Origin of the sequence: Cyanobium sp. Cruz CV13-4-11 (assembly GCF_024346055.1) — a bacterium.
GTDB lineage: Bacteria > Cyanobacteriota > Cyanobacteriia > PCC-6307 > Cyanobiaceae > Cyanobium.
This window is the reverse complement of record NZ_JAGQCH010000007.1, coordinates 141,904-154,808: the sequence shown is the minus strand read 5'-3', so window position 1 is coordinate 154,808 and position 12,905 is coordinate 141,904. Positions and strand designations below refer to the sequence as shown.

Sequence of the window (12,905 nt, the reverse complement as noted above, 5' to 3'; positions counted from 1 at the left end):
TTTACTTTCTCGGACAACTGCTTGAATAGGACATCAATGACCAGTTCCGTGGTTTCACGGGCTTCGTTGAGTAACCTTAGATCCACCGGATAGGGAATATCATCAGGCACACAGGTGGCATCAAGCATCAGCGTGCCCCAGTTTTTGCTGGGGTCATGCGAAAGGGGGGGCTCACCCAGCTCTGACTCGATGGCCGCGAGTTCCTTGTTCTCGCCCTCAGTGCATTCTGCTTCTGGAAGCGACGATAGAAGCTGTTTGACCAACGCGATACCACTCGCCTTCGTCATGTCATTGCAGATCTTGATCAGATCAGGTCCAATCCGCTTCCGGAAGTGCACCATCATCGAGGCGTCGAACGGGTGCGTGAACTGATAGCCACTCAGACCGATGAAGAATTGCAGATAGGGTGATTCCGTAATCAGCTCAACAGTCTCCCGATCCGTTACGCCAAGCCTCTGCTGGATATACAACGCACCAAAGGCCATCCGGAATGGCTTGGCCGGTGCACCAGTAGTGGCGCTGAATAATGGTGCGTAGCGGCTTTCCAGAGGCTCCCAGGGGATGATGCTGGCCAGCGCAACCCAGCGATTGTTCGGATCCAGCTTGCCGCCAAAGGGGGCATGAAACTCCTCAATGGATAGCTGGCCGTTGTGCTGAAAGACGTACATTTACAGCTCAGCGAATTCTTCTAGCCCACAAATGGCTGATTTGCGCGCATTCTAGCGTAAGACTCTGGCTGGAACCAGCTGCGCTGCAGTAGATCTGGGTTCCTCAGCAAGCCCTAGGTAGTCCCTGCGAACATTCCTGGCCATCAGGCAGTCCAAGGAACCCAGCTTGGCAAGGACTTCCGCTTGATCCATCAGCCACTGGCTGTTCTGGGGCTCCCGACGCGCCAGGGATTCAAGAATATCCAGACCCGCGAGGTAAGCGGCCCGTGCTTTACGGCTGTCCCCCTGCCCCACCAGCGCATTGCCGATCTTGTCGTGACTGATCGAGAGATCGCGCTGCCACTTCGCATTCTCCGGATCCTGCTGTGTCAGGGCGTTTCTGATCTCCAGACCGGTGCGATAAGCGGCCAATGCTCCAGAACTATCCTCCTGAGACAAAAGCGCATCGCCGATCTTGTTGTGACTGATCGAGAGATCGCGCTGCCACTCCGTATTCTCCGGATCCCACCGCACAAGGGATTGGGCGATTTCCAGGCCTGCGCGGTAAGCAGACAGTGCCCCGGGGCAATCTCCTTGCGCCAGCAGCACATCTCCCACTTGATCGTAACTCGCTGAGAGATCGTGTTGCCACTCCATGTTATCCGGATCCCGCTGCGCCAGGATTTCGGCAATCTCCAGGCTTTTGCGGTAGGCAGCTAGTGCCTCAGAGCTATCCCCCTGCGCCTGCAGCGCATGGCCGATCTTGTCGTGACTGATCGAGAGATCGCGCTGCCACTCCGTATTGTCCGGATCCCGCTGCGCCAGGGTTTTTCTGATTTCCAGACCGGTGCGATAAGCGGCCAATGCTCCAGAACTATCCTCCTGACCCAACAGGGCATTTCCGATTGTGTTGTGACTGATCGAGAGATCGCGCTGCCACTCCGCATGCTCCGGATCCCGCTGCACAAGGGATGCGGCGATTTCCAGGCCTGCGCGGTAAGCAGACAGTGCACCGGAGAAATCACCTTGCGCCGTCAGCACATCACCGATTCGGTCAAGTGTCCACGAGAGATCGCGCTGCCACTCCGTGTTATTCGGATCCCGCTGACTCAGGTTGTTTCTGATCTCAAGACCATCGGAGTAAGCGGCGAGTGCCCCACGGCGATCCCCCTGTGCCTCCAACAGAATGCCAATCTTGTCGTGAGTCAATGAAAGCTCGCGCTGCCAATCCGTGTTGTTGGGATCCCGCTGCGTGAGTGCTTTTCTGATCTCCAGACCAGCGCGGTAGGCAATCAGGGCTCCCGGGCCATCCACCAGCTCCATCAGCACCTCACCAATCCGGTTCAGCCCACGTCCTACCTGCTGCGCTTCTCCGCTTTCGAGGTGCAGGCAAGTCAATCCATCAAACACGTCACGTGCCGTCTCCAGCGATCCCCTCCTGATCCAGGCATAACCCAACTGGAGAGTTGCCTCGAGATCCTCCGACAAGTTCTCCAGCACAATTTCGGGATACTTCACGGCTTCAGCTGCCTCCACGGTATAGGGAAAAGACTTGAGGCTTCGCGGTCTTCATCATCATGGTGCTCCCGTTTTGAGGACACAACGCTGCCCCAGCAGCGAGAAGCTTGCCGCTGGCCACCTGCTCGAATGACCTCCCCAGCCGGCAGGATGGTTCCAAAGGCGCCCATCGATCAGTTCGAGCCGCATGACCCAGAACCAGCTCCACCAAGAACATGGCTGGGGAGCGAGGTCCGGAGATGCACCAGATCAGGGAGGGCACCCACTCCGCGTAATCAATCCTCGCTGCAAGGTCACGCATCACTGCGAAGTCAAGGTGCTGACTAGATCGACCAATCGATTCGATGCGCGTCATCCGTTGCCATCCAGGACAAGAGACAAAAAGATCGAGGGATCCGAGACTCGCAACCTCCATGCCTGCCCCTGTCGAACGGAGGCTCTGTTCCAGGAGCCGAAGACGATGCTGCCCTCGACCTGCCATGGGTGCCGGTGACCTGGGTTGGACACCATCTCAGCAACCACCACCACAGCCACCGCCACAACCACCACCACAGCCGCCACCACCACCACAGCCTGATTGTTCCTGGTCCCGTTTAATCTGCTGAATCAAAAGCTTGAGATCGTCAAGCCGCCCCCCCGACAACGCCGAGGGGCCCAGCAAAGCGACGCGCATCATCGGATCATGGGCGTCGCCATGGTTCTGGTGATGCCCCAGCACAGACGAACCCCAGCGCGTGCGGCCACCTGGAATGATCAGAAACGCACTGCAAACGAGAGTCAGGGTCCACGGACCAACCAACACAGAATCAAAAGCGTGGCGAAACTCGCGCGGACAAGGAAGAGCCATGCTGATCACGCTAGATACGATCAGCGGAGTCAAGAGCAGATAGAAGGAACGCGAAGCCGCCAAAGAAAGCGGACTGATCATCAGCCCTTTCTCCCTCAGATTTTGCTTCAACGACGAATAGTCGTAAGCGCCTGGCGTGACAAGGTTCCCATAGGTTGGCATGTAGGAAGATATCTGCGCCATCTCCTTGTTGCGCCGAACCAGCTGCTGCTCGAGTGGCGATACACATGGGGAAACAAAAAATGTGAGGTCCAACGTCTTCTTGTCTCGATTCGGCCGCAACACACCTCGATCAACCAGCTGAGCCAGGGCCACATCCAACGCACCCCTCGCGCCTCGGGCCAGATAGGCAAGCTGCTCAGCGGAGAGCAGTGGGATGGCAGATTGATGATCCGGCCGGCGGATCAGGCGCCGAAAGACCAGCCCCACCGCGATCGCGAGGGGAAGGAGAAACATCGCCGCCAGAAAGACAAATGCCGAGGTGGCCGAAGCCGTGGAACTGCTGGCCAGGGCCAGGGGGGTTGAGGCGACGGCACACACCAGCAGGAGGCTGAGTACAGCCAGGAGCTGGCGCAGCCCAGGCCGACGACCGATGGGGACACGCTGCCTCTGGAGATCGCTGCCGAAACGAATGTCAGCCGGTGGCCAGAGATCCAGCGGCGGCTCGCCGAAATACTGCCGGTAGCTGTCAATGGTGGCGCGGTAAAAGTGGTGAAACGTCGCGCGCTCCTGCCCGCCCCCCCGTGCTGGGCAATGCTGAAGCCTGCGGCCCAGAACATTGGGGCAGAAGTCCTCCCAGTAAGACTCGCTGTACAACAGATGCAAGTGCCAGACCTGGTCAACAGCATCGGAAGGCACGGCTTGTTGGCCAGCAACAGACGCCAGAAAGACATACTTTTTGTATTCCTCAATCGTACGTAGACAATGCTCGCGACTCCAGCCCTGCTGTCGCATCAAGTGCCGAACAAAACCGATCTCGTGACTGGGGTCATCCAGCTCATAGGCCTGAATACGGCGATACAAATCGCGCTGGGCGTCGAGCATGATTACCATGCGAAAGGCTACCAACTGACATTCCCAGACGGTCCCAAGTGATGTCAATCATGGTCAAGTGGAAACAGATGGAGGGAGGTTTAAACAATGTCAACAACTACAACTGGCACAGCCCGACAGCTCAACGGTAACCGGCGAATCGGCGCAGCCAAGCAACGCAGCCGCCCCCGGGGAGACAACTGATCCAGTGGTGTTGCTGGCTCAAAGGGTCCGATGGCTTCCGCCATGGGCGACGGACAGCCGCAGAGGGACGGGCTGCACATCAAATGAACACCTGGCTTGCCTTAACGGATGCCGAGCATTCTGGACAACCAAAAGCCCCCTTCTCCTCCGACGATCAGGGTGGTTGGGACCTTCGATCCGTTTTGCGCCCACAGACGGATTTTCTCCAGCTCCGTCACTTCACGGGCGCCGGGTACCCGCAAACTCGCGGCCTTGAGTCGGTGGGCCTCCGCTTGGCCCCTAGCCTCCTCAATCACCCCAAGCGCCTCATTCTTTTTCGCCGTGGCTTTGTATGTGGCCGCCAGAGCCTCCTGCTCGGCAACCTGCTTGGTCTCAATCGCTTCCGAGACCTTTTCACTGGGGGCTAGGTTCACCACATCCAGACCAACCACTTCCACCGGATATGGGCGCAAGTTGGCCTTGATCGTGCTCTCCCAATCAGCCTTCAGCTTAGCGCGATTTCCGATGGCCGAATCCAAACTTCGCGTCGAACTCACCGTTTTGAAGCTCTCCTCCGCTTTCGGATCAATGATCCCCGTGGCCATCGCTTCAAGCGAACCAAATTCACGTCGCACCCGCGGGACCTGGGAGGGGGGCACTCTCCACTGAACAGCCAGTTTTGCATTCAGATCCTGGATGTTAGATGTGGAAGCTGCCACTTGCCGCTGAAAACTCTTCACCGTTACATCCATACAGTCGAAGCCATCGATGAATGGAATCAATAGATTCAGTCCTGGCAGCACCGGTTGATTCTGAACTTGGCCGAGGCGTAGCCTGGCGCACGTCGTGCCCTCAGGGATCACGCGCAGGGGATTCAGAATCACCGCAGCCATCGCCACTCCGATCGGCGCGAAGCGCCGCACCGTTAGACCACGTGACCCGGATTTAGAGAACATGGCATGAGTGGTCATAAGAGTTACCCTGTTTCACGAATAAGATGGTGCTGATTCAAAGGTGATCCGGTGGCCACAGTGCCAACAGCGTCGCTCCGCAAAACTGGCGATCAATACCTATCTCATGGCTGGGGTCATCCAGCTCATAGGCCTGAATACGGCGATAGAGATCTCGCTGAGAGTCGAGCATGGTTGCCATACGGGAGGCTGGCAACTGACATTCCCAGACGGACCCGAGTGCTGTCAATCATGGCCAGGTGCAATCAGATGGAAGCAGGTGTAAGGATCTCCACCTATCACCACAAGGCGATACAATAGATTTTCGAAAAGCCCCGATTCACCGACCTTCTCCCGCACGGGCTATGAGCTGGACATCCTTCCTGCAGGCCATTGGCCAGCAGCAACGCTACGCACTGACGCCCCACGAGATGGAAGTGGTTCTGTGCCTTCAGGAGGAACAGGGGCAGACCAAGCAGCAGCTGTTGGAGGCCTACCAGCGCTATTACAGCGCCATCGAAGAAGAGGCCTTCACCCAGAGACTTCGCACCATCTATCGCAAATTTGGGATCGAGGGTCGCGGCTACAAGTTGCCGCAACTGCATCGTTTTATGATCAGTGAGTATCGTCAGAATGATCCAGGCTTTTCTGGAATTGGGCTGGTCAGAATCCATCACTCTTTCCCCACTGAGATCTTCGCCGATGCCCTGGATGGGGTGAGCCAGTGTGAGCCACCTGAGAAGAGAAGAGTTGACATTCTGCAGACCTTTGCCCCCAATCTTGACCACTATCGACCCCAGCTGATTCGCTGCCTTCGGCAGGGTGTGCGCGTCCGCGTCCTGCTGGCCTGGCCCTATTCCCAGGCCGCCCGATTGCGCGAGGAGGTGCTGCAGCGCTACACTTCCACGCTGCAGGCCCATGAGATCGATATCCAGAGTTGTGTGATCGCCAACCTGGAAACGCTGGAACAGGCCATCCGCGGCTGTCAGCCGAGCTGCCCGCTGGAGATCAGGCTCTATGACACCTTGCCCTCCCTGGCGATCTACCGCGCTGGTCACACCATGATCGCCGCTCCCTTCCTGCATGGATCCCTTGCCATCCACACCTTTCAACTGCAGCTTGATCTACAGGCTGCCAATGCTCTGATCACCGGTACGTTGCTCAACGACTTTGAACTGATGTGGGATGTGGCTCGCCCTTTTGCACCGCTCCCCGACCAGAACTGGCGCAACGATCTGAAGATTCTTTTTGCCAGGTAGTGCCATGATGGATCAACTCAACAGCCACGAAATCAAGCAGATTACGCAGTTTCAAGCCCATCTGCTTTCGCGTTGTGATGCGCTTTCCTGGGATGGCCTGTTAGCGGCTCTCATCCAGCGCCGCCATCTGTCACTGTCGATCGTGAATGTCTATGAGTTCGTGATCGATGCCCTCGAAGATGAACCCAGCAAAGCGGCTGTGCGCCTGATTCTGCACGAGGAGTTTCCGCGCAATACCAAGGGAGTTGCCCTTCCCTCCCATCGCGAGTTGCTGTTTCAGGATCTTCTCAAGCTCGGCGCCTCACGCCAACAGATCCTGACCACTGAGGAGTCAGATGTCACCCGTTCTGTGCGCCACGAATGCCAGCAGCAGCTCATGGATTGTCTTTCTGAGCCCCATCACCAATTAGCACTGGTCTGCTATCTCCGGTTCTGGGCGGAAGTGCTGGTGTCTGTGGAGTACACCTGTTTATGGCCTCGGCTCTCGGAGCGGCTGTCCCATGGTGATGTTCCGGATCGCAGCAAGTCTGAATTCTTTTACTACCACATGATCCACGACAGTCGCCGATCCGATATCGGCACCGACACCCTGCTTGGCGGCCTCACCCACGCCCAGGAGCTGGCGCGTCAGATCAGCAGGCTGATCCCCAATGGGGATGCACTGGCCTGTGCCATGCGCCAGGTGGATCAGGCCTGTGCTCTGAAATCCCGCTTCTACGACCAATTCCTGCCGTGAGGCGCTTTGCACCATGCGCCTGCATATCGGCCAGGGGTCACCGCCTGATCCTGATGCCGTCGCTGCAGCAGGCTGTCGTTGCACGTCTCCTGCAGAAGCCGACGGCCCCTGGCCGGCGTCAGACGGAGGTGTGGAACTGTTGCGCCAGCAGGCGGCGCTGATACTCCAGCGACAGCGCTTCCAGGTGGGAGCGGGCCTGCTCCTGCAGGCCTGGATCCAGCTGGTCGAGCACCAGACCCTTGGGCACCCCCATCCGCATCACCAGCGCCAGGGCATCGAAGATGCGCACCTGGTCGCCCTGCCAGCCCTGGTACTCGGCGGCGAGCGCCATCAGGGACTCCCCCGAGGCCTGGCCTTCGATCACCCGGGGCCGCAGCTCCTGCACCTGGGCCAGCCGGGCGGAGCTGATCAGGGCATGGGCGGCGCCCAGGGCCGCCAGGGAATCGGCGGCTTCGCGCTTGAGCACGGTCATGTCCCGGCTGAGTACGGCATTCTCCACCGAAAGGGGCTCCCGCACCCCGGGGCAGAGGGCGGCGACCCGATCGACCGGTGGCGCCGGTGGAGCGGGCGGGCGGACCGGCGCCGGGGCCAGGGGCGGGGGCGGGCTGCTGACGGCCAGCGGGGGCGGCGCTGGCTCCTGCCACATGGCGGCGGCCGCCGCCCGCAGGCGCCGTGCCAGCCATTGCCTGACGTTGGTTGCGAGGCGTGCCATGGACGTGGGCCTATGAGTGGTTTCAATCTGCCCCTCATTCACCGGCGGGGATGACGGCAAACTCACCCTCCGGGCGACGGATTGCCGGCCCTTCCCGGGATCAGGGCGGCAGCACCTGGGCATCGGCATCGGTGAAGCGGGCGCGCTAACCAAAGTCTGGGGGGATTGCGGCCGACGCCACCCCGATGACCCGAGCCCAGCAACCCATGCGCTCCCCCCGCCAGGGCACGCTGGGCCGGCGGGCCCTGGCCCTGCTGATGGCCCTGGGCCTGGCTCTGAGCATCAGCCTGGCGGCGGTCCAGCCCCACCCCACGGCAGCGGCCACAGCCGCCCCGGAGGCCGCCGAGCGGGCCCGGGTGATCGAGAGCAACCTGAGCCAGCTGTACGAGCCCCGCAATCCCTGCACCCCAGGGGAGCGAGTCGGTGAGGCGCTGCTGGATCACCTCAGCATCAAGGGGACGAAGGCCGCCTGTGACCCCAACCATCTGGGGCTGCAGGGGGCACCGCAGGCCCTGCGGGTGGTGGTGCTGCGGGAACCAGGCGGAGGGCAACGTCTGGCGGCCCTGGTGCCCGGCCGCGCCAGCCCCTTCCCCCTGCTCACGGTCACCGACCAGGACGCCGCGTTCAACGGCCTGCCGGCCGATGCCCTGGCCGAACAGTGGCGCGGCCTGCTGCTCCAGCTCACCCAGGCCTTCAGTCGACTGCTGGCGGCGCTGGTGCTGCTGCTGGGGCTGGCGATGGGCGCGGTGCTGCTGCTCGACGACCGCTACGCCATCGGTGATGTGGTCGAGATCGGTGGTCGCTGCGGCGAGGTGGTGGATGTGGGGGTGCTGAGCACGGAACTGCGCTGCGCCGATCAGCGGGTGGTGGTGGTACCCAACAGCCACTGCGAGCAGGTGGTGAACCACACCAAGCTGCGCTCGGGGGCGGAGGTGACGTTGCTGCTGCCGCGCCGCATCGCCGATCTGGCGGGCGCCATGGCCCTGATCGCCGAGGAACTGGCCGCCTTCGGCAGCGACCCGCGCTGGGCCCCGAAGCTGCTGGAGCCCCCGCGCCTGCTGGGCATCGAGGCGATGACGGCGGACGACCTCCAGGTGAAGGCCCTGCTGATCACCGAGGCGGGCCAGCAGGGCCCAGCCCGGCGGGAACTGCTGGGGCGGCTGGTGCAGCGGCTGCAGGGCTGGCCGCAACAACAGGGCCAGCCCTGAAGAGTTCGGTTTCCAGGATCGTTTCCCCTCTACCCGGCCAGGATCTCCGCCGCGGCCGCCGGCTCAGGCCCGGTTGAGGTACTGATCCGCCGCGGCCGCCAGGCGGTCGGTCCAGTGGTCGACTTGGCTCTGCTCGGCCGCCTCCACCATCACCCGCAGCAGGGGTTCGGTGCCGCTGGCCCGCACCAGCACCCGACCGTGGCCCGCCATGGCCGCCTCCGCCTCGGCCACCGCCAGCCGCAGGGGTTCGCACTGCTGCCATTGCTGGCGCCGCTGCCGGTCGGGCACGGTCACGTTCACCAGCCGCTGGGGGTAGGGCTGGAAGCTGCCGTCCATCCATTCGTCCAGCTTCAGGCCACCGCCATGGATCAGGGTGGCCACCTGCAGGGCGCTGAGCAGGCCGTCACCGCTCATGCCATGGCGGGCCGAGAGGATGTGCCCCGACTGCTCACCGCCCAGGCCGGCCCCCAGGGCCTCCATGGCGGCATGCACGTGCTGATCGCCCACGTCGGTGCGCTCCAGCACCCCGCCGCTGGCCTGCCAGGCCCGCTCGAAGCCCAGGTTCGACATCACCGTGGCCACCAGGCGGTCGTCCGGGAGCTGGCCCTCGCGGCGCAAGGCCGAACCCCACAGATAGAGGATGTGGTCGCCGTCCACCACCCGGCCGCGGCCATCCACCGCCAGCATCCGGTCGGCGTCGCCGTCGAAGGCGAAGCCCATGTCGGCGCCGCTCTCCAGCACCGCCCGCTTCAGGGGCTCCAGGTGGGTGCTGCCGCAGCCCTGGTTGATGCGCTCGCCATCCGGCTCGCCGTGCAGCACCAGCACGTCCGCCCCCAGGGAGCGGAACAGCTCCTCGCCGCAGGCGGTGGCCGATCCCCAGCAGAGGTCGAGCACCACACGAGCGCCATCGAGGCGCTGGTCGCCGGCGCTGGCCCGCAGGGAATCGACGTAGGCCGCCAGCAGGTCGGGCCGCTGCACCTCCCGTCCGCTGCCGTTCAGCGGCGGCGGCGCGGTGCGGCCTTGGAGCCCCGCCTCGATCGCCTGCTGGCGCGCGGCCACGAGCTTGGCTCCGGTGGCGCCGAACACCTTGATGCCGTTGTCGTGGGGAGGGTTGTGGCTGGCCGACACCATCAACCCGCCGGCGGCGCCCTGGCGCCGGATCGTGCCCGGCACCGCCGGCGTGGGGCACAGCCCCAGCTGCCACACCTCCCGCCCAGCGGCCATCAGGCCGGCACTGAGCGCCGCCACCAGCATCGGCCCGCTGCGGCGTGAGTCGGTGCCGATCACCACCGGCCCATCGGCCTGCAGCACCACGCCGGTCCAGTAGCCCACCTGCAGGGCCAGGGCCGGGGTGACGCTGGTGCCGACGCGGCCACGGATGCCGTCGGTGCCAAAGCGGGCCAAACCCTCCTCCAGGGGCGCCCCGAGGGGGGACACCACCGGATGCGATGCCGCTTCTCCCATGCCGCTGCCATCACTGGAGAGCAGGCTACGTGCCGTTCCCGGCCGGCCTCAGCGCCAGCGGGGCGGCCACCAGCGCCAACGCAGCAGCTCCAGGGTGGCCCAGAGCAGCAGCAGGCCCACGCACCAGCCCGGCAGCAGCCGCAGGGGCAAGAGCGGCCGCAGCAGCAGGGTGAGCACGGCCACTGCGCTCACCACCACGGCGCGGCGGCGCTCGGCCGCCCCGGGCAGGCGGTCGAACAGGGGTGGAAGGGCGGGAAGGGAGGGCAATCGCACCGGGTGCGGCGCAGGCGGATGCCCAGAATGCCCCGGACGCCGTCCCCCGGCCATTGGCCCGACTCCCCCTGCTGCTGTCCCTTTCGTGCCTGGGCACCGGCCTGGCCCTGGTGGGGGGTCGGGCGTTGCTGGCACGCCAACCGGCGCTCACCCCTGCCACCACCACCGACCGGCTGGAGTGGCTGCAGCACTGGGATGCCGATCCCTGGCGGCGCCGGGAGGCCAGCCTGCTGCTGGCGGCCCGCAGCAAGGATCCCCAGCAGCAGCGCCAGTGGCTGCGGGGGCAGGGCTGGGGCCCCGATCCCCTGGCCGCCCTGGTGCTGAAGCAGGACGCCCTGGCCGCCGCGGCCCTCGGACGCCCGGAGACGTCGCTGGCCCTGTGGCGCCAGCTGCAGCGGCGCTTCCCCGGCGATCCGGCCAGCGCCGATGCCCTCTACGCCCTCGGCGGCGACAACCCCGGCAAGCGCGGGCAGTTGCTGCAGCGCTTCCCGGCCCACCCCGCAGCTCTTGCCGCCGCCCTGTCCGCCGGCCCGGAGGCGGCCGAACGGCGACGCGGCGCCCTGCACCTGGCCCGCTGGGGCGCCCGCTGGCCCGGCGCCGAGGCCCGCCTGCGGCAGGTCTGCAAGGACGACGCCGCGGTGCTGGAGGCCCGCCAGCGGGCCCAGCTGGCCGAGGGGCTGGCGGAGCTGGGCGATGCCGAAGGGGCCCTTCGCTGCCTGGGCTCCACGCTCAACGGCCTGGGCGCCAGCGGCCGCCTCAGCCTGGGCCGTGCCCTGCTGGCGGGGAACGCCCAGCAGCAGGTTCAGGCCGAGACGTTGCTGCTGGATCTGGTCCGCAGCGCCCCCACCGCGCCGGAGGCAGAGGCGGCCGTGCGCCTGCTGGCCCAGCAGGGCAGCCCCGCCGCCGCTGCAGCCCTGGCCCGGCTGCCGCCCCGCTGGCGTGACAGTGCCCCGGTGCTCGCCCGGCGGATCCTGGAGGCCGAGCCCAAGGGGGATGGCCCCCATCCCGCCACCGACGCCGCGGCCCTCAAGCTGCTGCGCCGCTGGCCCCTTGACCCCGCCAGCCGCACGCTGCAGTGGGATCTCGTGCGGGAGCGGCTGCTGGCCGGCCGCTGGCAGGCGGCCATGGCGCTGCTGGAGGCCATCCCCACCGACCAGCTGCCGCCGCCGCTGGCCGCCCGCCAGAGCTTCTGGATCGGCTTCCTTCAGCAACAGCTCGGTGAAGGGGCCGCCGCCAGGGCCACCTGGGAGGCGCTGCTGCGGCGCCATCCGGGCGGCTACTACGGCTGGCGCGCCGCCGTGCGCCTGGGCCAGGGGGATCTGCAGCTGGACGCCGGCCCCCACACACCGGCTGGGCGCAGCGACTGGCGGCCCCTGGCCAGCGGCGATGGGACGCTCGATCGGCTCTGGCGCCTGGATCAGCGCACCGAGGCCTGGGAGACCTGGCGCCACCGCCGCGGCCGCCGCGCACCCGAAGGGGGCCGGGAGCTGCTGCTGGAGGGACGGCTGCGGCAGGGGGTCGGCGACGACTGGACCGGCTTCGGCCTGCTGGAGCAGGCCAGCCTGAAACTCGACGGCAACCAGTGCGCCCTGGAGCGGGAGCTGGAGCGCAGCCTGCATCCGCTGCGTTTTGAGGCGGCCTTCCGAGCGGCCGCCACCCAGGCCGGACTGCCGATGGAGCTGCTGCTGGGCGTGGCCAAGCAGGAGTCGCGTTTCACACCGGCGGTACGCTCGCCGGTGGGTGCCACCGGCCTGCTGCAGCTGATGCCGGCCACCGCTGCCGAGCTGGCCGGTGGGCCGGTGCCGGAGCAGGTGCTGGAGGACCCGGCCGGCAACGCCAGCCTCGGCGCCCGCTACCTGGCGCAGATGCTGCGCCAGTGGGACGGCGACCCGCTGCTGGCGGTGGCCAGCTACAACGCCGGGCCCGGCGCCGTGGCCGGCTGGGTGGCCCCCCGGCTGCGCAGCGACCCGGAGCTGTGGGTGGAGGCGATTCCCTACCCCGAAACCCGCCTGTACGTGAAGAAGGTGCTGGGCAACGTCTGGAGCTACCAGCAGGGCAGCGAACCGGGCTGCTGAC

Annotated in this window: 12 protein-coding genes; 4 read left to right on the top strand and 8 right to left on the bottom strand. The window is 64.9% G+C overall.

Going from position 1 to position 12,905, the window contains the following annotated elements:
* The 5 genes from KBZ12_RS07760 to KBZ12_RS07740 form a co-directional block, all read right to left on the bottom strand.
* Positions 1 to 668, bottom strand: a 668-nt coding sequence (locus KBZ12_RS07760) for a transposase (RefSeq protein WP_254957339.1), incomplete at its 3' end; no start/stop codon positions are given.
* A 51-nt stretch (positions 669 to 719) separates the two neighbouring features.
* A complete protein-coding gene (locus tag KBZ12_RS07755; RefSeq protein WP_254957338.1) occupies positions 720 to 2,165 on the bottom strand; it encodes a tetratricopeptide repeat protein in 1,446 nt (481 codons plus the stop codon).
* Between the two features lie 511 nt (positions 2,166 to 2,676).
* Complete coding sequence (locus KBZ12_RS07750) at positions 2,677 to 4,056, bottom strand: TIGR04222 domain-containing membrane protein (protein ID WP_254957337.1); 1,380 nt, start codon at positions 4,054 to 4,056, stop codon at positions 2,677 to 2,679.
* 293 nt (positions 4,057 to 4,349) lie between these two features.
* The gene (locus KBZ12_RS07745) at positions 4,350 to 5,198 is read right to left on the bottom strand and encodes a prohibitin family protein (protein WP_254957336.1); all 849 of its coding nucleotides are present in this window, start codon (positions 5,196 to 5,198) and stop codon (positions 4,350 to 4,352) included.
* A gap of 37 nt (positions 5,199 to 5,235) precedes the next feature.
* Complete coding sequence (locus tag KBZ12_RS07740) at positions 5,236 to 5,379, bottom strand: hypothetical protein (protein WP_254957335.1); 144 nt, start codon at positions 5,377 to 5,379, stop codon at positions 5,236 to 5,238.
* A 163-nt stretch (positions 5,380 to 5,542) separates the two neighbouring features.
* Between KBZ12_RS07740 and KBZ12_RS07735 the strand changes: the two genes are divergently transcribed.
* The gene (locus KBZ12_RS07735) at positions 5,543 to 6,436 is read left to right on the top strand and encodes a hypothetical protein (RefSeq protein WP_254957334.1); all 894 of its coding nucleotides are present in this window, start codon (positions 5,543 to 5,545) and stop codon (positions 6,434 to 6,436) included.
* 7 nt (positions 6,437 to 6,443) lie between these two features.
* Complete coding sequence (locus KBZ12_RS07730) at positions 6,444 to 7,172, top strand: hypothetical protein (protein ID WP_254957333.1); 729 nt, start codon at positions 6,444 to 6,446, stop codon at positions 7,170 to 7,172.
* A gap of 118 nt (positions 7,173 to 7,290) precedes the next feature.
* Here KBZ12_RS07730 and KBZ12_RS07725 read toward each other — a convergent pair whose 3' ends face one another.
* The gene (locus KBZ12_RS07725; protein ID WP_254957332.1) at positions 7,291 to 7,884 is read right to left on the bottom strand and encodes a hypothetical protein; all 594 of its coding nucleotides are present in this window, start codon (positions 7,882 to 7,884) and stop codon (positions 7,291 to 7,293) included.
* A gap of 206 nt (positions 7,885 to 8,090) precedes the next feature.
* Between KBZ12_RS07725 and KBZ12_RS07720 the strand changes: the two genes are divergently transcribed.
* Positions 8,091 to 9,092 carry a mechanosensitive ion channel family protein gene (locus KBZ12_RS07720; protein WP_254957331.1) on the top strand — a complete coding sequence of 334 codons (1,002 nt, stop codon included), beginning with the start codon at positions 8,091 to 8,093 and terminating at the stop codon, positions 9,090 to 9,092.
* Positions 9,093 to 9,155: 63 nt separating this feature from the next.
* Here the strand turns inward: KBZ12_RS07720 and glmM are convergent, their stop codons facing one another.
* Together glmM and KBZ12_RS07710 are read right to left on the bottom strand one after the other, a co-directional pair.
* Positions 9,156 to 10,556: a phosphoglucosamine mutase gene (gene glmM, locus KBZ12_RS07715; RefSeq protein ID WP_254957330.1), complete on the bottom strand. Its 1,401-nt coding sequence runs from the start codon at positions 10,554 to 10,556 to the stop codon at positions 9,156 to 9,158.
* 48 nt (positions 10,557 to 10,604) lie between these two features.
* Positions 10,605 to 10,829 (bottom strand): hypothetical protein, encoded by a 225-nt coding sequence (locus tag KBZ12_RS07710; RefSeq protein ID WP_254957329.1) that lies wholly within the window; start codon positions 10,827 to 10,829, stop codon positions 10,605 to 10,607.
* A gap of 53 nt (positions 10,830 to 10,882) precedes the next feature.
* Here KBZ12_RS07710 and KBZ12_RS07705 point away from each other — a divergent pair, with 53 nt between their 5' ends.
* A complete protein-coding gene (locus KBZ12_RS07705; protein ID WP_254957328.1) occupies positions 10,883 to 12,904 on the top strand; it encodes a lytic transglycosylase domain-containing protein in 2,022 nt (673 codons plus the stop codon).
* The last annotated feature ends 1 nt before the right edge of the window (position 12,905 follow it).

Excerpts from the sequence above, each read along its gene's own strand:
- KBZ12_RS07740 (WP_254957335.1), bottom strand. The coding sequence starts at position 5,379 with ATGGCAACCATGCTCGACTCTCAGCGAGATCTCTATCGCCGTATTCAG.
- KBZ12_RS07720 (WP_254957331.1), top strand. The coding sequence starts at position 8,091 with ATGCGCTCCCCCCGCCAGGGCACGCTGGGCCGGCGGGCCCTGGCCCTG.
- KBZ12_RS07735 (WP_254957334.1), top strand. The coding sequence starts at position 5,543 with ATGAGCTGGACATCCTTCCTGCAGGCCATTGGCCAGCAGCAACGCTAC.
- KBZ12_RS07750 (WP_254957337.1), bottom strand. The coding sequence starts at position 4,056 with ATGCTCGACGCCCAGCGCGATTTGTATCGCCGTATTCAGGCCTATGAG.
- glmM (WP_254957330.1), bottom strand. The coding sequence starts at position 10,556 with ATGGGAGAAGCGGCATCGCATCCGGTGGTGTCCCCCCTCGGGGCGCCC.
- KBZ12_RS07730 (WP_254957333.1), top strand. The coding sequence starts at position 6,444 with ATGGATCAACTCAACAGCCACGAAATCAAGCAGATTACGCAGTTTCAA.
- KBZ12_RS07725 (WP_254957332.1), bottom strand. The coding sequence starts at position 7,884 with ATGGCACGCCTCGCAACCAACGTCAGGCAATGGCTGGCACGGCGCCTG.
- KBZ12_RS07745 (WP_254957336.1), bottom strand. The coding sequence starts at position 5,198 with ATGACCACTCATGCCATGTTCTCTAAATCCGGGTCACGTGGTCTAACG.